The organism is Nocardia sp. GCM10030253, assembly GCF_042675075.1.
Classification (GTDB): Bacteria; Actinomycetota; Actinomycetes; order Mycobacteriales; family Mycobacteriaceae; genus Nocardia.
In genome coordinates this window covers 584,416-604,635 of sequence record NZ_JBHTDL010000006.1, presented here as the reverse complement: position 1 = coordinate 604,635, position 20,220 = coordinate 584,416, and the positions used below count along the sequence as shown (strand labels likewise).

The 20,220-nt window shown below is 64.8% G+C and carries 20 protein-coding genes; 10 read left to right on the top strand and 10 right to left on the bottom strand.

Annotated elements, in window-relative coordinates; genetic code table 11:
- Positions 1-128: 128 nt before the first annotated feature.
- Genes ACFQZZ_RS15155 through ACFQZZ_RS15145 form a run of 3 tightly spaced genes read right to left on the bottom strand, consistent with a single transcriptional unit; the run spans position 129 to position 1,049 of the window.
- Positions 129-506: a RidA family protein gene (locus tag ACFQZZ_RS15155; protein ID WP_378679959.1), complete on the bottom strand. Its 378-nt coding sequence runs from the start codon at positions 504-506 to the stop codon at positions 129-131.
- A 31-nt stretch (positions 507-537) separates the two neighbouring features.
- A complete protein-coding gene (locus tag ACFQZZ_RS15150) occupies positions 538-789 on the bottom strand; it encodes a hypothetical protein (protein WP_378679957.1) in 252 nt (83 codons plus the stop codon).
- Positions 786-1,049 carry a hypothetical protein gene (locus ACFQZZ_RS15145; RefSeq protein WP_378679955.1) on the bottom strand — a complete coding sequence of 88 codons (264 nt, stop codon included), beginning with the start codon at positions 1,047-1,049 and terminating at the stop codon, positions 786-788. The genes ACFQZZ_RS15150 and ACFQZZ_RS15145 overlap by 4 nt, the downstream gene beginning before the upstream one ends.
- Positions 1,050-1,209: 160 nt before the next feature.
- Here ACFQZZ_RS15145 and ACFQZZ_RS15140 point away from each other — a divergent pair, with 160 nt between their 5' ends.
- From ACFQZZ_RS15140 to ACFQZZ_RS15115, 6 genes are all read left to right on the top strand, one after another.
- A complete protein-coding gene (locus tag ACFQZZ_RS15140; RefSeq protein ID WP_378679952.1) occupies positions 1,210-2,382 on the top strand; it encodes a hypothetical protein in 1,173 nt (390 codons plus the stop codon).
- 48 nt (positions 2,383-2,430) lie between these two features.
- Entirely contained in the window at positions 2,431-2,934 is a 504-nt protein-coding gene (locus ACFQZZ_RS15135; protein ID WP_378679949.1) for an SUKH-4 family immunity protein, read from the top strand.
- Positions 2,935-2,996: 62 nt separating this feature from the next.
- A complete protein-coding gene (locus tag ACFQZZ_RS15130; protein ID WP_378680558.1) occupies positions 2,997-5,510 on the top strand; it encodes an MmpS family transport accessory protein in 2,514 nt (837 codons plus the stop codon).
- Positions 5,511-5,561: 51 nt separating this feature from the next.
- Entirely contained in the window at positions 5,562-6,371 is an 810-nt protein-coding gene (locus ACFQZZ_RS15125) for a DUF6585 family protein (protein ID WP_378679947.1), read from the top strand.
- A 26-nt stretch (positions 6,372-6,397) separates the two neighbouring features.
- Entirely contained in the window at positions 6,398-6,877 is a 480-nt protein-coding gene (locus ACFQZZ_RS15120) for a hypothetical protein (RefSeq protein WP_378679944.1), read from the top strand.
- Positions 6,878-6,949: 72 nt separating this feature from the next.
- On the top strand, positions 6,950-7,756 hold the full coding sequence (locus tag ACFQZZ_RS15115) for an N-acetylmuramoyl-L-alanine amidase (RefSeq protein ID WP_378679942.1): 807 nt from the start codon (positions 6,950-6,952) through the stop codon (positions 7,754-7,756).
- A 137-nt stretch (positions 7,757-7,893) separates the two neighbouring features.
- On the opposite strand, the gene ACFQZZ_RS15110 is transcribed toward ACFQZZ_RS15115, so the two are convergent.
- A complete protein-coding gene (locus ACFQZZ_RS15110) occupies positions 7,894-8,802 on the bottom strand; it encodes a LysR family transcriptional regulator ArgP (RefSeq protein ID WP_378679939.1) in 909 nt (302 codons plus the stop codon).
- 71 nt (positions 8,803-8,873) lie between these two features.
- Here ACFQZZ_RS15110 and ACFQZZ_RS15105 point away from each other — a divergent pair, with 71 nt between their 5' ends.
- Positions 8,874-9,497 carry a LysE/ArgO family amino acid transporter gene (locus ACFQZZ_RS15105; RefSeq protein WP_378679936.1) on the top strand — a complete coding sequence of 208 codons (624 nt, stop codon included), beginning with the start codon at positions 8,874-8,876 and terminating at the stop codon, positions 9,495-9,497.
- 14 nt (positions 9,498-9,511) lie between these two features.
- On the opposite strand, the gene ACFQZZ_RS15100 is transcribed toward ACFQZZ_RS15105, so the two are convergent.
- Positions 9,512-10,993, bottom strand: a complete 1,482-nt coding sequence (locus tag ACFQZZ_RS15100; protein WP_378679933.1) for a carotenoid oxygenase family protein — start codon at positions 10,991-10,993, stop codon at positions 9,512-9,514.
- Positions 10,994-11,063: 70 nt separating this feature from the next.
- On the opposite strand from ACFQZZ_RS15100, the gene ACFQZZ_RS15095 reads away from it, so the two are divergent.
- Positions 11,064-11,693 carry a TetR/AcrR family transcriptional regulator gene (locus ACFQZZ_RS15095; protein ID WP_378679931.1) on the top strand — a complete coding sequence of 210 codons (630 nt, stop codon included), beginning with the start codon at positions 11,064-11,066 and terminating at the stop codon, positions 11,691-11,693.
- 21 nt (positions 11,694-11,714) lie between these two features.
- On the opposite strand, the gene ACFQZZ_RS15090 is transcribed toward ACFQZZ_RS15095, so the two are convergent.
- Positions 11,715-13,271: an AMP-binding protein gene (locus ACFQZZ_RS15090; RefSeq protein ID WP_378679928.1), complete on the bottom strand. Its 1,557-nt coding sequence runs from the start codon at positions 13,269-13,271 to the stop codon at positions 11,715-11,717.
- 353 nt (positions 13,272-13,624) lie between these two features.
- Between ACFQZZ_RS15090 and ACFQZZ_RS15085 the strand changes: the two genes are divergently transcribed.
- Together ACFQZZ_RS15085 and ACFQZZ_RS15080 are read left to right on the top strand one after the other, a co-directional pair.
- Positions 13,625-15,880, top strand: coding sequence for an MMPL family transporter (locus tag ACFQZZ_RS15085; RefSeq protein ID WP_378679925.1), 2,256 nt, complete (start codon positions 13,625-13,627; stop codon positions 15,878-15,880).
- Positions 15,877-16,557 (top strand): TetR/AcrR family transcriptional regulator, encoded by a 681-nt coding sequence (locus ACFQZZ_RS15080; protein WP_378679922.1) that lies wholly within the window; start codon positions 15,877-15,879, stop codon positions 16,555-16,557. The genes ACFQZZ_RS15085 and ACFQZZ_RS15080 overlap by 4 nt, the downstream gene beginning before the upstream one ends.
- Positions 16,558-17,137: 580 nt before the next feature.
- Here ACFQZZ_RS15080 and ACFQZZ_RS15075 read toward each other — a convergent pair.
- The 4 genes from ACFQZZ_RS15075 to ACFQZZ_RS15060 all read right to left on the bottom strand — a co-directional run bounded on the left by ACFQZZ_RS15075 (position 17,138) and on the right by ACFQZZ_RS15060 (position 20,211).
- Positions 17,138-17,752 (bottom strand): MspA family porin, encoded by a 615-nt coding sequence (locus ACFQZZ_RS15075; protein WP_378679920.1) that lies wholly within the window; start codon positions 17,750-17,752, stop codon positions 17,138-17,140.
- Positions 17,753-17,879: 127 nt separating this feature from the next.
- Positions 17,880-18,335 (bottom strand): hypothetical protein, encoded by a 456-nt coding sequence (locus ACFQZZ_RS15070; RefSeq protein ID WP_378679918.1) that lies wholly within the window; start codon positions 18,333-18,335, stop codon positions 17,880-17,882.
- A gap of 20 nt (positions 18,336-18,355) precedes the next feature.
- Positions 18,356-19,447, bottom strand: a complete 1,092-nt coding sequence (locus ACFQZZ_RS15065) for a DUF6745 domain-containing protein (protein ID WP_378679916.1) — start codon at positions 19,445-19,447, stop codon at positions 18,356-18,358.
- A 374-nt stretch (positions 19,448-19,821) separates the two neighbouring features.
- Positions 19,822-20,211, bottom strand: a complete 390-nt coding sequence (locus ACFQZZ_RS15060) for a hypothetical protein (RefSeq protein WP_378679913.1) — start codon at positions 20,209-20,211, stop codon at positions 19,822-19,824.
- Between the last annotated feature and the right edge of the window lie 9 nt (positions 20,212-20,220).

Sequence of the window (20,220 nt, the reverse complement as noted above, 5' to 3'; positions counted from 1 at the left end):
CTAGAACGGCCCCAGAGCCGCCAGGGATGCTGGGGCCCGTTCGCGTCAGTCGGGTGTCTACCCGACTCCTGGATCTGGACTGCCTTCCGTGATGGAATCAGTTGAAATACACATGGGCACTTGATGATCTACGGTTTGCGCGCGATCGCCTCTATCTCCACCTTGAACCCCAGAAGGTTGGTGACGAGGGTGGCGCGGGCGGGATACGGCTCGGTGAAGTACTGCTGATAGATCTCGTTGAACGTGGCGAAGTCCGCCGGGTCGACGATATAGGCCGTGACCTTGAGGACATCGGAGAATCCGCAGTCGGCCGCTTCCAGGCAGCTACGCAGGTTGCGCAGCGTCTGGTGGGTTTGCTCGGCGAAGTCCTCGGAGACGAGGTTGCCGTCACTGTCGAACGGTGCCTGGCCCGCCGTGAAAATCAGGTCTCCGCTGACGATTACGCTCGAATAGGGCGATTTCGGTATGGCGAGACCAGCGGGTTGCAGGGCTTCGCGGTTCGGCATGGACGGATTCCTTTCGGGAGGGGTTCTCGGTTCACCGTGCATCGGCGACGGGATTGTCACATGGTGAGGTGTCATCCCGGCCAGCAGCTTTGACCTGCAGGGCCGGACACCTGGATGAGGAAGCCGAACCCGCAGCCAGCATGATGCCGGTGCCGGTGATCTGAAAGATTTGAACAGCCTTGAACTTCGCGTCGCGTGAAGCTGGGTCACCATGGACCGCGTCGCAGTAGTCCATGACTCCTCCGGTGGATGCATAACCACCCACGAAGATGGCTGGCTTCACCACACGTACCGTAGTTTGCCTCCAGCGCTGGAGATCTCACGGCCAGGAACTGGTGCACCATTGCCCACCAAAGCAGATGTGATTTGCCGGTGCCGGAGTCTCCGGTCAGGCAATGTGGCAGGCCTTTTCTTGATCCGGTCGCCCCAGGCGAGGGTGTTGATGGCGGCTTCTTCGGCGGTGGGGTTGGCGTCGAAGTCGAACGCGCGCAACGATTTGTCGCGCGGGAAGCCAGCGGCGCGGATGCGGCGTTCGGTGTCCACAACACCGGGGAAGGGGAGACCCTAGTTTTCCCGGCTTGCCGTAGTCACCGTGCGCCGAAACACTGGAGAGTTCCTGTTCTGGGGGGACGTTGCGATGGCTGCCGATGCTTCTGCTTGCTGTTGAACGCTTCTCGGAACCCGGTGGCGGTGGGAGGCACCGATGACGGGCTTGGCATGGGGTCGGTCAGCGTCGGCCAGGTGGTCGGTCGGCGCGACTATGGCGGCCCTGGTTGTCATGGCCGCGCTACTCGGCGGTTGCTTGTTCGGTGCGGATGATTCGGCGTCGGCCGACGACCGGGCACTGCAGAACGACAGAGACCTCGTCGGTGCCTGCTCGAGTCCGCGCACGTACTTCCCGCAGGCCGACGCCTATACGGGCAACGCACCACATCCGATCATGGCGTTTTCGACCAGCGATACGGGTTCGGTCAATGAGGTGCAGACGTTGTCCTGGTCCTCGAATCGACCACAGCAGTGGCTCGCGGTGGACCCGCCTCGATATCAGCTGGTCGCGTGTCTCGGCAAAGCCGAAGCCGATGAGTTCTTGCAGAACTGCTCGTTCGATTCCGGCACCGTACCGCTGCACCGTGGCCGCTACCAGGTCACCGTGTTCGAGGCCAGGACCGGCAAGGAGGTCGCCCGCGAGCAGATGCGCGGGGCCGGCCTCGACGGGAGCAACCGCACGTGTCCGAGCATCGTCTGGCTGAACAGCAGTCGACCGATGCTCTACACCGAACCGGATCTCGCCGAATTCCACAGTGTGCTCGGTAAATACGTCGACCGAACGATGGGTGCCGATGCCTCGCCCACCGCGCCGCAACCGCCCCGACCGGTGACCGACCTCAGCGGACTGTGCGGCAAGGTGGGACCTGCGCTGCCCGACGCCATCAAATCGGTGCCGCTGAAAGACACCGAATCCCCTGGCCCACACCAGACGTGCGTCTGGGAGCCGCGCGGCGCTGATCGGCTGCGCTTGCGAATGAGGGCCGAAGCCCACGCAGGCTATGGCGCACCGGGATCCGGCTCGGTGGAGAACGCACGAAAGAACTACGACATCTCAACCGAGACGATGGGCCAATACGCACTCGCCCCCGGACTCGAGCCGGTGCCCGGTCTCGGTGACCTCGCCACTGTCGCGCACCAGGACGGCAGTCTTCGGGTGGGGACCGGGAGCAACGTCCAGATCTATCCCGGCACCGATGCCCATCTGATCGTGCTGGTTCGGAACGTGACGATCGATATCAGCTGGTCCGGCGCCAACCTCGGCTACGAGACCGCGAAGGCCGAGGTGATTGCATTGGCACACCAGGTCATCGCACAGCTGCCGAGATGAGCGGTTCGTCATATGTCTCGGACTCGTGCAGCAGGAAGGGATTTCATCATGACGGATTTGTCGGCTGAAGAGATTCGCGAGGTGTGGGACGGCGAGCTGCAGCCGGTTCTGCCGGAACTGATTCCGACTCGCGTGCCATCGGCCACCCGGGAATTCTTGACGACCGTCGGGCTGCCGACAACCTCGCTGCTGGCCATCAGCTTCATCAGAGATGACCGGTTGTCCACCCTCGTGCGACGCGATGGGGCCGAGTATCTGGTGTTCGCGCAGGACACCACCAACAGTGTGTTCGGGGTGGATCTCGAATCCGAGCGAGTGTATCGAATCGACCGGGGGCGCACGGTTTTCTACAACTCGGATCTCGCCCTGTTCGTGTACTTCCATGGCTTGCTCCGCCAGAACGTGCTGAGCCTGTCCGAGGTGGATGAGGAACTGCTCTTCAACGCGATCAATAGTGTCCGGGAACCGCTCGCTGAACGCGATCCGGAGGCGTTGTCCGATGACGCGCCCTGGGAATGGTTCCTGTCGGAGCTGGAAACGGAGTGGGAATGATCCAGGTCACGATTCCAGGCGACAGGAGGCGCCGGCATCGCCACCTGAGCGCTGTCTTGGCAGTGGTTCTCGCGCTGCTGTTCAGCGGCTTCGGGGCCACGCCCAGTTATGGCGATCCGACTCCTGCCCCCTACAGCGGTGTCGAGCCCAGGAAAGTCCTTCCTGGCGACCCCATGCACATTCCGATCCTTTTCTACCGGTTCCGGCACACCGAGGACCTGCCCAGCAAGCTCGCCAAAGATGAGCAGGCCAAGACCACGGTCACCTGGAATCGCAATGTCGCGGCTTTCCGGTTCTCGGTCGACGGGACGGTCTATGTCGTGGTCGCTCCCAGTATTTCCCGATTCGACAACGCCACCACCATCGCCTTCATCGATATCTATCGTCTCGACAACGCGAACACCGGTCAGTGGGCGCTGGTCGACCCGCATCTCAGACCACTGGTGGATGCACAGGGCAGGTCGGTCGATTGGCGGACCTCGTGGTATCCGAGCGATCAGTGGGATGTGCGGAAGATCCCGGCCATCGAGGCCGAACGAAAGAGCCCCGGGCTGCATTCCGAACGGATGGCCGAGCTCTATTTGAACGAGGTGGTCAAGAAGAACAATCCCGCGGCAACCACATCCGATATCGGGCTGTCGGAGCGGATCCCGTGCGAAGGACCGACCAAGTGCCTGGCAGGCCTACGAGATGGTTCCTTGTTTCCCGGACTTCGGGACATGCGCTACCTCACCGAGGAGAAGAGCAAGCGGCCCGAATACGCAGCGCAGAATGAACTGAGTAGTTCGTACGACACATGGGTGCGGCGCGACATGCCCACCGGGCCGGACGCCTCGGCGCAAATGGGCTTCCGGGACTTCACCGTACCCGGCGACAAACCTGCCCAAGGGCCAACAGCCAAGGCACTCGAGCCTGGGAGCGATCCCGGTGGCATCGACTTCTCGACACTGCAACTGCGATACCTCGCCGAAGGGAAAGGCGGCACACTGGAATACGCGTTCGACGCGACCACGGCCACCAGCCCCGACCACAAGATTCCCGAAGGACGGAACGCGGTGGCCCGAGCCTCGGATGCGTTCTTCGTATGGCTGAGCCTCTCCCCCTCCACCTTCTGGGTGAATCTGAATCCCGCGGAGCCCGACCGAATCATCGATGACCAGCTCGGCACAACCGACGTCGGACGCATTCTGCTGCAGGCGGATTTCCAGATGAAGAAACTCATCGGCAGCCTGATTCATCCCGACAGCGCTCTCGGACAGCAGTTCTGGGGGAGCACCGACCTCACCGCCGGCAGTTGCATCTCCCATCGGCAGTGGATCGTCCCCGAGCCGGCCGGTGTGTACGAGCAAGATGGCGGCTTGTACATCGTCGACGCGCCGCTGGACGTCAAATCGGAGACCGAATACTTTCAGGGACAAGCCGATTCGTCCTGCGTCGTGCCGGACATCGGTCTCGAGAGCGCGTTCCGGAATCTGATCTTGCCCAAGGTCAAGGAGGCGATCAACGACGCACCCGAATTCGCCGAATTGCGACAGGTGTACCTGAGCCGAGTGGCTGCCGAGTGGTACCGCCAGCGGCACGCTTCGGGAGGGACGTTGTCGACCTTGATCGACAGCGGTGACGTGCGCAACTGGCCGGCTTTGCGACCGTGGTCCCCGCGAGATGTGTTCAACCAGTATGTCGATTCGTACAACAAGCATGAATTCAACGTCACCAGGCAGGTCGAGCGCGGTGACTACATTTACGAAACGACATATACCTATGGTGGCGTCGACTTCAGCGAGGTACCGCTGAACCAGCTCACCGAATCGGCACTCGCGCAAGCGCACCCAGATCTCACCGATGTCATCGGCAAGTCTTTCCAGAGTTCGGTTCCCGACCGACGCGGGAAGATCTGGCTCGGCGGATCCAGCGAACCACTTCAGGAGCAGAACGCAGCCGCAGCGGGGTCTCCGTCCGACCTCGGCAGCCTCGTCATGTCGGCTGTTGCCGCAACGATCCTCGTGGCCTTCCTGGTCGGCTTCTACCTCCGGTCGCGCCGACGCCGGGTCGCACCCGCAGGGTTCCACTACGCCACGCTTCCACCACCGACCCAGCCATGGTCCACCTACACCCCCGCACCTCAGCGCACACCACCACCGCCTCCGACGACGAAGCGGCCGAACTGGCCATGGGTGCTGCTTCTGGTGGTCCTGCTGCTGGTCGGTGGTGGCATCACCGCATTCGTGGTCAGCCGACCGGCGAACGACCCGGCAGGACCTGCCCCGACAATCGCGCCGACGACGGTGAAAACCCCCGATACGACGAGAACGATGCGATACGAAGTCATCTCGACTTCAGGAAGGGTAGGACGAGTACTTTACATCGACGACAACGGCGTACAACAAGCACTCGACGTTGCCTCACCATGGTCGAAAGACCTGACGACACAGCAGGGCGACCACCTCATCACCCTCACAGGACAAAACGGCCAAGACGGTGACGTCACTTGCCGAATCACGGTCGATGGAACAGTTCGAGTAGAGAAATCATCAAGAGCACCGAACGCCCACGCAATCTGTTCCCTGGATTCGTGAGCACAGCGTGGGACAGCCGCCACACCGTGCGGCGGCTGGGGAGGGTTTGATATGGGTAAGGATCGTGCCACGACCTGGCTCGAGGTCGATAAGGCACCTGATGAGGTCCAGCGTGCTGCGGCAAAGGCGGGATTGGGCTCGCGGTACATCGAATACCGAGCAGGGATCAGTCGTGGTCTCGCGACCGCGTTCAAGGTTATCTGTTTCGGTTTGTACGTGTTTGTGATGGCAGCATTTCTGCGTTATTCCCTCCGGGACGGAAATGTGTACCTTATTCTGCTTTTCGGCAGCCTACTGGTCGTCACCGCAGTCTATATGTGCGTGATTGCGCGGGCACTGATGGCGGTCGGCGACAAGGTCTACCTTTTCGATTCCGGGCTCGTGCACCGCAGTAGGGCTGGACGCGTCCGAATATTTCAGTGGCCAACGATCGCGGTGTATCGGGACATCTCCCGAACGGTTCGTGGCGGGCAGACGATGTGGGTCGATTACAAATTCACGTTACGCCGACCCGATGGTCAGTCGTTGGTGGTGAACCACAATATGTATTGGGACATCGAGAAGCTCGGCGGGCACATCGAAAACGCAGTCACTCATGCCCAGTTGCCGGTCGCGGCGGAGGCAGTGTCCGGGGGCGAGCCGGTTGACTTCGGGCGGTTCAGGATCGACACGCACGGGATTACCGACCGGAAGGGCCTCGTGCCGTGGAGCGAAGTCGATGCCATTCATATGGCGAACGGCCAGGTCGGTGTGTGGCGCCGCCGCAAGCGACGGCAGACCAAGGAATGGATCAGGAAGGTCCCTAACGTGCATGTGTTTGTGGCGCTGGCCCAGACCATGCTGCTCGCGTCGCGCGGCTGAATCGCGGACAGAGACAGGACACGCTCATGCGCGAACTTCTTTCTCTCCTGGTCGCCGCGTCGATATTGGCGATCCTGATTATCGGCTTCGTCGCCGGTATGAACCCCTTCCTGCTCTTCGGACTGGCGGTCGTCGCGGCGATCGTGATCAAGCTGGTGCGTGGGGGGCGTCAGATGTCTCGTGTGCACCGGTTCGCTCAGCACCGCGCGGCGGGCCGATACAGCGAGGCGGCGGAGATCGCTCGGGCAATGATCTCTCGGCTGGCGCCCATGGACGAGCTGCGACTGGACAATCTGCACGTCGAGAAACAACGTGCCGTGTTGTACAGCTGGTATCTGCAACTGTCGTATGTGCTGTACGAGGCGGGCGATCGCGAGGCCGTCACGCACGCTGCCGAAGCGGTTCGCGGCCGTACGGAGCTGTTCGGGCCGTGGCACCCCGAAACCATCGCGGCCCAGCACTACTACGAGCGTGCCAAGAAAGCATTCACAGAAACGGCGGAATAGGGGACGGCCGAGGACGTCGAATGCGATCGGCACGGTCCGGCTCGACCCCACTATTTGTGGCACTGTGGCGTCGTGGGACATCGATACTGGAAGGTCGCTGCCGGGATCTGCGCATGGGGCATGGTGCTCGGCGGATGTGCGCATGATTCGGTGAGTTCGCAGCCGAGCAAGCGGGCATCCAGCGGAGTGCCGGAGCCGACCGGTTCTTCGTCGTCCTCGGCGGTTCCCATCGCCGACGACCGTGTTGTGGTGCTGGATCCTGGTCACAACGGTGGCAATGCCGCGCATCCTGAGGTGATCAATCAGCCGGTCCCGGATGGCAGGGGCAGAACCAAGCCGTGCAACACGACAGGGACTTCGGCGAACGATGGGTACACAGAACACGAATTCAACTGGGATGTAGCGACATTGGTGCGTGATGCGCTCATCGCCCGCGGTATTCGTGTTGTGATGACCCGGCCCGACGATGCCGGTATCGGGCCGTGCATCGACGAACGCGCCGCTATCGGAAACCGCAGTGGAGCAGCGGCTGTCGTGTCGATTCACGCGGATGGCGCCGCCCCTGGCGCACACGGCTTCCATGTCGCCTACTCCTCGCCGCCGCTGAACCCCGCCCAGGGTGAACCGTCGATTCGGCTGGCAACGACGTTGCGCGACACCATGGCGGGGTTCGGCTTCGTCACCTCGACCTATGTCGGCTCCGACGGGCTGAATCCCCGTGCGGACCTGGCAGGCCTCAACTTCTCGGAACGCCCGACGGCGCTGGTGGAGTGCGGAAATATGCGTGATCCCGGCGACGCCGCGCTGCTGGCATCGCCCGATGGGCGAGCGAAATTTGCCGAAGCCATCGCCGTTGCGATAGCCACGTATCTCGGTTGATGCCGCCAACTCCAGCTGAATCACACTGGCGTGCAAGCTCTCCCATGGCAGTGCAACGGCTGCGGCGATAGCCGCCGGTGATAGCGGTCAGCGCAGCGCTGCAGCGGCGGACCCGGCAATCGCGGCAGCGATACCGATCAGCGCAACGCCGTAGCGGCCGCCGCGGCGATCGCCGCGGCTGTACCGCTGAGCGCGGGGGAGTCGAGCCGCCACTGCTGCCAGTACAACGGCACATCGATGAAGGCATCGCCATCGATCGTCACCAAGCGACCCGCGGCCTCATCAGCACTGACCTGCAAGTCCGGCAGCATCCCCCAACCGAGCCCGAGCCGGACCGCTTCGGCGAAACCAGCCGACGACGGAACATAGTGGCGTGGCGGGTCGAGCGGCTGTCGACTGCGGCGCCGTAGCTGCCGGTCTTGTAGGTCGTCTTTGCGATCGAACAGCACGACCGGGGCCGCCGCGTAGGCCTTGGCGGTGGCCCCGTCGCCGAACCAGGTCTGCGCGAACTCCGGACTGGCCATCGGGCGGTATCGCATAGCGCCGAGCTTGTCGACTTTGCAACCCTGCACCGGTGCGGCGGTGGAGGTGATCGCCGCCATGACCGTGCCGTCACGCAGCAGCCGGGTGGTGTGTTCCTCGTCTTCGCGGTGGATCTCGAAGCACACCCCGGACGGGACCCTGGACAACGCGGGCATGACCCAACTCTCCAGCGAATCGGCGTTGACCGCGATGGGGACCCGGACCGGTCGGGCTGCGGGCCGGTCTGATTCACCAGCATCCTGGGCGGTATCACCCAACTCCCGACCCGCATCCCCGGCGAGCAGATCGATCTGCCGGGCCAGCCGCAGTACCGCCAGCCCGGATTCGGTGGCGCGCACGGGTTTTGTGCGCTGCAGCAGAATTCGGCCCGCCGCATCCTCGAGCGCCTTGATCCGCTGGCTGATCGCCGAGGGTGTGACCCGCAGGCTGCGCGCGGCCGCCTCGAAGGTGCCTTCGGTGACCGCCGCGTTGAGCGCGCGGAGTTGGTCGAGCTGTAGATCCATTAAGAAATCGTAAAGGTACATGAGAATCTTTAGCTGGTCTTGTGTTGGTTACCCGCCTAACGTCGGCGGACGTGACGGCATCATCGGCGGCTCTCGCAGCCATTTCGGGTCTGGGTTTCGGGCTGTCGCTCATCGTGGCGATCGGCGCGCAGAATGCCTTCGTACTGCGACAAGGGCTGCGCGGCCAACATGTTTTCGCCGTGGTCGCGGTGTGTGCGGTGTCGGATGTACTGCTGATCGCCGCGGGTATCGGCGGCTTCGGGATTGTCGTCACCTCTGTTCCCGCGGTGGTGGTGATCGCGCGCTACGGCGGCGCCGCCTTCCTGGCCGGATACGGTGTACTCGCGGCGCGCAGGGCACTGTCGAACGGAGCGCTCGATGCGGCATCCACTGGCGCTTCGGTCGCGCTCGGCGCCACCATCGCGACCTGCATGGCGCTGACCTGGCTCAACCCGCATGTCTATCTGGACACCGTGGTGCTGCTCGGCTCCTTTGCCAGCACCTACGCCACCCCGGACCGCTGGTTCCTCGGTGTCGGCGCGATGCTCGGCAGCGTCATCTGGTTCACCGCCCTCGGCTACGGCGCCCGACTGCTCGGCCCGCTGTTCGCCCGTCCTATCGCCTGGAAAATCTTGGATTCGGTGATCGCGCTGGTGATGTTCGGCCTGGCCTTGGGGTTGGTGCTCACCGGTTGATCCCGGCGCTACGCCTACCGACCGGGTAGGTCGTCCGGTTGCGGAATCGGGGACCCCGCCGCAGCGATCCGGCGGGTGAAGGTGCCGTGAAAGCCCCACGGCACGTGGTGCTCGAGCCACGCCGTGGCCAATGGACCGCGCTCGAGATCGCGGGCGTCGAGAATCACCAACTGAGAACGGTTTTCGACGAGAGCGTGGTTGAGGAAGAGCAGCCAACCGTCGTCTTCGGCGGCGTCGGGGGATCGGGGCACGAACAGTGGTTCGCCGACCGAACTTATCCCGAAGTCGCAGCGGGTGGTGGCGCCGTTCGCGTGGTCCACCTTCACGATGGAGTCGAGCAGGCTCGGTGCGTGCGGGCTCTTGGCGGCGAGGTAGCTGTAGCGGTGTCGGCGGGTCGAACGCCGCCAGTCGTATTGGGGGAACTCGCCGGAGATGTCGGTGAGTTCACGTTCGATCACGGTGCCCGCCTGGGTGATTCGATACTGCATGAGACGCGATGTCGGGAACTGTGGAACGTCGGGTGAGTCGATGTTGACGGTGCCGGTCATCCGGCGGAACTCGCTCCACTCGGTATCGAAACGCACCAGCTCGACGACGACATCGTCACCGTCGTCATAAGCGTTGGTCAGATGGACGTGCAGCAGGGCCTCGTGCTCGATGATGCGCGGCTTACCACCTGCTTTCGGCACCAGCAGGAATCGAGTGCCCTTGGACCGTTTGAACTGCAAAGAGTCGATGAAGGAGTGGGTGGCCATGGCGATCTTGCCGATTTCCGGCAGCAACGGGTCGAGCACGAACACCAGATACCGCTGGGTGAGGGCGAAGTCGTGGTTCCATGGCAGGTCGAGCATCGGCACCGAGGCGAGTCGGTGCAGTCTGCCGCCGCGGTCCACCCGGTAGGTGCGAATCCGCGGAGTCGGCAGCAGGTCGAGGCCGAAGTTGTACATATCGCCAGTCACCGGATCCCATTTCGGGTGCGCGGAGAACGCTCCGAGAAATCCCAGTCTGCCGCCGAAGTCGTAGGGCCCCAACGTCTCCAAGCTGTCGGGGTCGATCCGGTGTGGATTCCCCAGCTCCCACAATGCCAGCAGCCCGCCCGCGCAATCGACGATATTGGTGTTGGCGACGTTGGCGGGCAGCCTACCGATATTCGCCAGCGGCCCACCCGGGATCTGGCCGCCGACACCGCGATAGCGAATTCGATCGGAGGCCTGGCCGTGCTCGAAATGCCGGGTGCGGACGTACCTGTTGCGGTAGTGCACCGATGTACCGTCGAGCACGAACTGGGAGACCATGCCGTCGCCATCGAAGATGCTGTGCAGCAATGTTTTTCCGACCTGGTGCCGCCCGGGGCCGATTCGGTAGAGGGTGCCGGTCAGCTCGGCGGGGAGGGTGCCGTCGAGCTGTTCGACGCGGTAGTCGAGTTCGTCGGTCAGCGGCGCGTAGGCCCGCCGATACAGGTCGGCTGCTGGCATTGTCACTTCGTCGATGGCCATGATTCTCCCTTGAACCCGCATTCTGAAGACGGCTGTCATCCAATTTAGACGGTGCTCTAAGATTCCGTCAATGACGAGGTCTGGCGCGGTGCGCGGCTACGGCGGTGTCAGCGCCGCGGACCGGAGAGCCGAGCGCCGGGTTCGCCTGCTGACCGTCGGCAGGAGCATGTGGGGCGAATCCGGGCTGACCGCGGTGACGGTGCGCGGCGTATGCAAGGCGGCCGGGCTCACCGACCGCTACTTCTACGAGCACTTCGCCAACCGTACGGAGCTGGTGCTCGCCATCGCCGACGAGGTCCGCGACCAACTGCTCGCGACGATGGTGCAGGCCGGTGTCGCCGCCGAGGGCAGCGCCACCGACCAATTGGAAAGCGCCCTGCGTGCTTTCCTCGATGCGGTCGCGAGCGATCCGAACATCCTCCGGATCGTCTCCAGCGACCCCGTCGGAGTGGACGGCTTGGCCGAACGGCGACACGAGGTGCTCGGCATGATCGCCGAACTGGTCGTTCAATACGCGCCCGACGCGCTCGGTGGACAACCCGACCCGGACGGGCTGCGCCGGGCGGCGTTATTCATCACCGGTGGGGTGAATCAACTCATCGAAGGCTGGCTCGACGGTCGGGTCGACATGACCTCCGCGGCACTCGCCGCCGAATGCGCGCGGCTGTGCGTCGCCGTTCTCCGCGTGCCCGCTGAATAGCGGACTGCGCTGTCGGGGAGGTCAAGCCGGGTACGTCTGCTGTAACTGTCGCTTGTAGATCTTGCCGGAGTCGTCGCGCGGCAGCGAAGTGACGATGCGCAGGGTGGTGGGGATTTTGTAGTCGGCAAGCTGTCCGGCCAAGCCTGCTCGGACACTTTCTTCGCTGAGGGCGCCGCCGGGTCGGGCAACGACATGGGCCGCGACGGCTTCGCCGAGGTCACCGGTGTGCGGAATGCCGAAGACGGCAACATCTTCGACGTCGTCGTTGGTCATGATGGCGGCCTCGATTTCGGCGGGGTAGATATTGACTCCGCCGGAGATGATGATCTCGCTGGACCGCCCGGTCAGGTAGAGATAGCCGTCGTTGTCGAGGTAGCCGGTGTCGCCGACGGTGAGGTAGTCGGGCACGGGGCCGGTCAGGGCATCGCCGCGATTGAGGTAGGTGAAGCTTGGCCAGTAGTCGGCCCCGCGGACGAACACCTGCCCGATTTCGCCTGCGGGGAGCGGATTCCCGTCTTCGGTGGCGACGACCACACCGGACCCGTCGACGCCGCGGCCGACGCTGCCGGGATGTTCGAGCCATTCGGCGGCGGTGATCCAGGTGATGGTGCCTGCCTCGGTGCAGCCGTAGAACTCGATCAGGGCATCGCCGAACCAGTCGATCGCCGCACGTTTGACGGCCGGCGGGCACGGCGCGGCGGAATGGATGAGGTGGGTGAGGCTGGAAACGTCGTAGCGGTGGCGTACCTCGGCGGGCAGCGAAAGCAGCCTGGACAGCATCGTCGGCACCACTTTGGCCTGGGTGATGCGGCGCCGGTCGACGAGTTGGAGGAACCGCTCGGCGTGCCAGCGGGGCATGATCGTGATGTTGGTGCCCATGCGCAGCGCGAGCACGGCGATCGCATTGGGGCTGGTGTGATACATCGGTCCGGCAACCAGCATCTGCCCGCCGGGCGCGAGACCCATGCGCGGCGCGGTGCCGCCCGCTATGGACAGCAGTTGATGCGGTGTCATGCGTTCGCGGAGTACACCTTTCGGTGTCCCGGTGGTGCCGGAGGTGTAGATGAGGCCCATCGAATCCGCGATGGCACCGTCGAGATGGCCGAGCGGGTCCGGCTGGGCCCGGATCCATTCCTCGAGGGTGGGGTGCCGGTGCGTGAGCTCCGCGTGCGCTCGGTCGAGCCCGGCTTCGTCGAGAAGTTCGGCAGGCATGGCCACTTCGACGACCTGCGGGTCGACACCGGCCTCGGCAAGGGAGTCTTCGATGATGGTGACGAACTCGGTGTGGGCGATGATCAGGCGAGCTCCGCTGTCTGCGAGCACATGCGCGACCTCGCGGGCCTGCCACCGAGTATTGATGGGCACGGGATTCGCCCCACAGGTGGCGATGGCCAGCGAGACTTCGAGGAACTCGATGTCGTTGCGCAGCATGACCGCAATGCGGTCACCGCGGGCGACCTCGGCGGCGGCGAGCGCTGCCGCGAGCCGCCCGGCGCGCCGATGCGACTCCGGTTGGTCCCGTGTCCGAGTGCCGCAGCTGATGGTGGGGATTGTTGAACCGGCCGAAGCGTCGTTCATAAACCGCAGTCTGCCATGCGGATTCGGTGGGACGGGCAGGTCAGGACCGGCGTGGTCTACGCGCGGGCGTGATGCGGCGGAAAGCCAAGGGCTCCAGCACGACAGACGCCCGTGCGGCTGCGACCGCACCGGTCGGGAGGCGCGCTGTACTGGTTTCGGCTGCCGCACGGTCTGCCGCGCTTCCCGGCCTGCCTGATCCGACCGGTCGACTCGGACGCGCCGACGGGTGCCGTGTCCGGCTGGGGCGTGATGTGTGTCACTGAATTGTTGCTGAGCGACTCTGTTCGTTCTGAGTTAACGGCGTTACGCTAACTCTGTTATTGCTTCGGGTGGTCGAACAAGGGGAGTTACTCATGCTCATTCGGATCGCCCACACGGCCACCCGGCATCCGCGCACGATACTGCTCGCCGCCGCGCTGCTCGCGGTGCTCTGCGGGGTATTCGGCGCCTCGGTGACCTCGCACATGAAGACGGGCGGCTTCGTTTCCGACAACGCCGAATCGACGCAGGTATTGCGGCTGATCGCCGACAATTTCGGCGGCGCCGAACCCAATATGATCCTGCTGGTCCGCACCGAAGCGGGCGCCGACAGCCCGGCCGCCCGCGCTGCGGGCGCCAGGCTGGTCGACTCCCTGCGCGCCCGCGGTGACGTGATCGGGGTCCAGTCCTATTGGAACGCGCCACCGCCGCTCGCCTCCGCGCTGCGCAGCAAGGACGGCAAGAGCGCATTGGTGCTCGGCTACATCACCGGTGACGAGACCGCTGCCCAGAAGGTGGCAGGCGAAATCTCCGAGCAGCTCACCGGGACCACCGATGGCGTCACCGTCGATCAGGGCGGCCTCAGCTCCGTCTACCACGATGTGAACCAGCAGATCACCCACGATCTCGCGGTCGCCGAGGGTGTGGCGATTCCGCTGTCGTTCATCGTGCTGGTGCTGGTGTTCGGCAGCCTGGTCGCCGCGCTGCTGCCGCTGGCGGTCGGCATCTTCGCGATCCTCACCACGCTGGCGATCTTGCGCACGCTGACGGTATTCACCGATGTGTCGATCTTCGCGCTGAACATGACGACGGCACTTGGTCTGGCCCTCGCGATCGACTACAGCCTGTTCATCGTGAGCCGCTACCGCGAGGAACTGGCCAATGGCATGGAGGTGGAAGCGGCGGTGGTCCGCGCGGTGCAGACCGCGGGCCGCACGGTGCTCTACTCAGCGGTGACCGTCGCGCTGTCGGTGGCGGCGCTCGGTGTGTTCGACCTGTACTTCCTGAAATCCTTTGCCTACGCGGGCGTCGCGGTCGTCGCCGCGGCCGCGGCTGCCTCGATCCTGATCCTGCCCGCCGCCTTGATGCTGCTCGGACAGCGGGTCAACGCGGGCGATCTCCGAAAGCCGTTGGGGCGCCTACTCGGCCGGACTCCGCGTGCCGAGCTCGCACCCGAGGAGACGTTCTGGTACCGGGTGGTGACCCGGGTGATGCGCCATGCCGCCCCGGTCGCCATCGCGATCATCGTGCTGCTGCTCGCGGTCGGGTTCCCGTTCCTTTCGGTGAAATTCGGCTACCCGGATGATCGAGTACTCAATGCCAACGCGTCCGCGACCAGTCGCGAGGTCGGCGACGCGCTGCGCAATGACTTCAATGCCAATGCGGCCACCAACACCACCATCGTGCTGGACGGATACCGCGGCAGCCCCGCCGCGATCGGCGACTATGCCGCCGGACTGTCCAAGGTGGAGGGTGTGGCCGGTGTCCTCTCCGGCGCCGGCGTGTACGCGGGCGGCATGAAGGTATCGGCCGGCCCGCCGACGATGTCGAACGACACCGGCGCATTCCTCACTGTCGCAACGACGGTCGACCCCTTCAACTCCGCGGGCAAGGCGCAATTGGCGCAGCTGCGCGCCGTCCCGAGTCCGGCGCCCGCGCTCTTCGGCGGCGCCGCGGCGGTCAATGTCGACGCGCTCGACGCGCTCGGCGCTCGACTCCCGCTGGCCGGCGCGTTGATCGTGCTCACCACCTTCGTTGTCCTGTTCCTGTTCACCGGAAGTATCCTGCTGCCACTGAAAGCGCTTGTCCTCAATACGCTTTCGCTGACAGCGGCATTCGGCGCGATGGTCTGGATCTTCCAGGAGGGGCACCTGTCGAGCCTGCTCGGGAGCTCCGCGACGGGATATCTGGTACCGACGATGCCGATCCTGATGTTCTGCTTGGCCTTCGGGATGTCCATGGATTACGAGGTTTTCCTGCTGTCGCGTATCCGTGAGGAATGGCTTGCTTCGGGCCGCACCGCGGCCGACAACGTGCGATCGGTCGCGATCGGCGTCGCGCGAACCGGCCGAATCTTCACCGCCGCAGCGGTATTGATGGCCATCGTGATGGCGGCCATGGTCACCTCGAAGGTATCGTTCATCCAAATGACAGGCCTCGGGCTGACTTTGACGGTGCTCGCGGACGCGACACTGATCCGTGGCCTGCTCGCGCCCGCGCTGATGAAGCTGCTCGGAACCGCGAACTGGTGGGCGCCCGCCCCGCTGGTTCGGCTGCACGCCAAGATCGGGCTGAGCGAAGAGTCCGCTGTCCCCGAGTCCGACAGGACCGCACTAGCGGGCCGCCGATGAACTTTACCCGCAGGCAACGATCGGCACGCGGCTCCGGACAGGAGCTGCGTGCCGAAATCCTCACCGCCACCAAGGAATTGCTGGCGCGCACCGGCAGTGTCGAGGCGGTGTCGATCCGCGAAGTCGGCAAGATCGTCGGTGTCAGCGCACCCTCGATCTATCGGCACTTCTCGGACAAGGATCAACTCATCGGGGCCGTGGTGGCGCAGGTCTTCGAGGACCTGGAGGCGGTGATGCGCGCCGCGGGCGATCCCGCGGACTCGCCGATGGAACGCCTGCGCAACCAGGGCCTTGCCTACGTCCGGTTCGCCATCGAGCACCCCGAGCAGTACCGGCTGGCCACCGCCCCAGGTGAGAACGCCGGTGCGGTCGATCAGGTGCTCGGCAGCGGCGCCTTCACGCATTTCGCCGCCGCGGTGAGCGATTGTATGGCCGCCGGGCTGATCGAACCGGGCGACCCTATTCCAGTGGTGCTGGAGTTGTGGGCGAGCGCGCACGGCGTCGCCTCACTGCTGATCGCGAAACCGTACCTGCCATGGGGTGATCTGGAGACCGTCGCGGACCGAGTGCTCCGCGCGGCCTGCGTCGGTCGCGTCGTTATCGACAACGTCCTCGGCGAGGACGCGACACCAGCGGACGTCACCCAGTGGGTGGCCGAACAGCGTCAGCGTCGCTGATCACGCCGTCAGTCGGCCACTGACACCCGCCCGATTCGATCGCCGCGAGGGACGCGCTGCCGCGCCGCTCGGCCCGTATCGGCAGCGGTCGTCGCGATGGCGTGGTCCGCCATCCGCTCAGTCTTGCCCGCCGGTCGGACAGCCATCCAGCAATCAACTGGCGCGTCGTCGATGGCCCTGCAGCGCGATGTGCGTGTTCGGCTCGCCGGATACGCACATCGCAGGGCGAGGTGTTTCAGAGCCTCCGACTACCGGGCGGGAACGATCGGTGTGTTGCTGCCCGGACCTGGTGCGGGTGGAACGAGTGCGCCAGCAGGCGTATTCGCGCTGGGCGCAGCTTTTGCGGGCGGGGGAGCCAGGATGTGCAGTGGCAGCGGTGGCGCCTGCGGCGCAGGACCACGTGCGGGTGGCGGACCGGCGCTGTCACACGCGGGACCTGCTGCCGCGGTCTGGGCTTCGCCACACGCCGCCGCCGGACCGGCCGGGACGATCGGTTCCGCATAGGCGGTTGCCGCGGCAACGACGAGCGAAGCAGCCGCACCTGCCGGTGCAATCCAGTGGCGCCACCCACGCACTCGAATCACAGCCATATCGGGTCTCCGTAGACCGCGACCGAATTGTCGGCCGTAGCCGTTGATATCGAGACGATCGCGAACGAGCGCAGGCTGACCGCGCCGGCGCACGCATCGATCTTGATCTGCACCTGATCGACAGAGATCGAACCATGCACTCCGGCAAGCGCTTTCGTGCCGAGGGTGATGCTGCTGATAGTGCCGGGCTTGATCGTCGCCGAAATGTTCGGGAGGACGAGCGCGCTGCCGCCGACCGCGAGGCCGGGTTGCGGGACGACGGTCACCATTGCGTTCGGCCCGATCGCCGCCGACAGCCCGAGGGACAAACCATTGGTCACATCGGCTTGGCAACCGATCTGATAGCCCAGCTGCACGGTCCCCGAGTTCACCGCCGCCCGGCCCTCGCCGCTGATGTCGGCGGCGGCCGACAAGCTGACGAACCCCTCACGGGTAAAAGGCGTCGCGGCCAGATTGGGCACGCGTTGCACGTCTTCCGCGGTCTTGCTGATCTGCAGGTCCCAGCCGTCTTCGGTGCTGATGGACCGAGACTTGTCAGCTAGTTGGTCAGCGGTTGCGGTGGCGGCAGTCATGCCGAACGCCGCCACCGCAGCGATGCTCAGCATCGCTGTAGTCGAGCCCTTCAATGAAATCCCTTACCGCTAGTCACAGTCGGATGTCATAGTACGGGCGCGCCGACACGCCGAGGCATCGGGCAGATGCCCCCATTGCTGGGTAGTCGCTGCTCCCGGATCAATCGGCGACCAAGTAGTTCTGTGCGCGTCCGTGTTCGCGTTGGCGACGGATGACGTAGCGGCCCGGAGCTATTGCGCTGGCACCGTGCTCGGGATGGATGAGGTAGGCGAACGCCGATGCCTCGAGCATGCCGATCGCCAGGCCGGTGGTGTCTCGAATGAAGGCGGTCCAGCGGCATGTCAGCTGGTCGGCGACCAGGGAGTGGGGATTGCCGCCCGACGCGCTGCGCAGCAGCTCCAGTCCGTCGGCCGGAACGTCGCGCCAGAAGCTGTAGCCGAGTGGCGTGACGGCGTTCTGGACGAGGGCGAACGGGATGACAATCAGGTCGCCTTGAGCCTGGATGCCATCGGTGACCGGGGTGGTCAGTTCTCGTTCGAGGTGGTCGAGTACGTCCAACCCGGTGCGGGCGGTGAGCTCGGCGAGGGTGAGCGTAGTGGTCGATGGAAAAGTCATGGAATCACCTTGGGGGATAGTCAGGTTCGGCGGATGAGCTGCGCGTATTGCGCGCCGCTCAGTCCATAGGTCCAGGCGGCGGCAGCTACCGGGTTGTCGATCCAATGCGGGACATTGAGCCCATAGCGACGGCGTCGACCGTCGCGCTCGACCGAGCCGTTTACCGCGAGCAGCACACGAACACTGCGGCCCCACTCGGGGGGAGAGTCGTAGAGCTGTAGTGCCGAGCCGGGATTGCCGGGATCGTCGGCCTCGCCGATGAGTGTCAGCTGTGCTTCCTCGAGGTAGGCGTCCCAGCCGATCCGCTCGATGGCGCAGCGGCGGATCTCGATATTGCGTTCCTTGCCGATGCGTTCGGCGGTGGGGTCGAGCACAACCCACTCGGGGACGATGGTCCCGTGGTGCACGAAGACCTCGGTGCCGTCGACGAAACAGAGGGCGGGCAGGTCCGAATGATGAAGCCTGCGTTCATGGTGGCGGCCGTTGGGCGTCGGTTCGGTGTGCAGGGCGGTTGGCCGCTCCGCCATGACGCACACCTGGCCGACCGCCCACCACCAACCGGTGGACCGTGCCAATGCGGATTGCACATCGAGCAATGCCAGGTCGTCGCCACGGAAGACGGCAAGGCCCGAACGTCGGAACGCGTCGTAATAGCCGATGCGATGCGCTTCCTGCTGGCCGTACCAGGGGACACCCAACGTGTCGCGTGCGTTGTACGGCAGCAGGGTGCGAATCGCGGTAGCGACACCGTCGAACAACGTGGTCCGCAGCGAATCACGAACCGTCGCATCGAGCATCACCTCGATGGGTACGCCACTACGCACGGATACCTCGGTCGACTGGAATCGGATTTGCCCCATGTGGAGCTGTGCTCTCCAGAGCTCGCGCCCGGGCCCGATGCGTTCGTCCATGCGATATCGCGACGTGGACAGCAAGGCCGCGATCCGTCCCGACGGTGGCAGCCGGTCCGCCGCCCGCGGCGACCAGGGATCGGGCTCGAGCCCGAGTTCCGCTGCGGCGTGCAGTGCGGCGGATGGTGAAGGGACCCAGACGAATTCGGGTTCGGGCGCGCCGACGAGCCGATACAGCTCGGTAACAGCGGCTTCCGCCATCGGTCGATCGGAGGGTTCGGCGCAAAGCCCATACCGAAGCCATTCGTCACGCAGCAGAGCTGCCGAAATTACGCGTTCGGATGGTGGGATTCTGCTACCGAGAAAAGATTTGCGGCGTTGTGCCGCATGCGGAGTCGACACGGCGCTCACCTGACGGCGGCGGTGTCCGCCTTTCCTGTAGTCATGGTTACCGATGGTGACACGGGTGCGTCGCAAGCGCAACCGTCGCCGGGTGCGTCGCCATCGCGGCGGTGGCCGCACAATGGCCTCTGACCCGGACGATCGCGAGTCCGATCACTGGACGAAACTGCTTGTAGGACAAGCGGATAACTCAACCCGCGGCGGGGTCTGGGTACCCGCCGGTTCGCCAGGCGTCAGGCGGTGAGATCGCGCAGTTGGCCGAGTAGCCCAACGATCTTCGACACCGTGTCGAGATCGCGCAGCGACTCCGGGATCCGGCGCAGCAGCCGGGTCCACCTCCCGGCGGCCTGCTCGATATTCGGCTCCGGCCCGTCGAGGGCCTCGACGACATCATCGACATCGCCGGGCTCCGCGTCCGATCCTTCGATGGCGGCGAGGCTGGCGCGCAGTTCGGCCAGCTCGGCGCGCAGCTGTTCGAGCGTGCTCGCGATTTTGTCCTGATCCGATCCGCCGAAGCTGATCGCGCCGTGCACCGACCCGGTATTGCCGGAACCGCCGATATTGCCCGCGACCACCTGGCCGCCTCTTATCGAGACTCCCGCGTCGGGTTGCTTATCCGGCATTGCTGACAC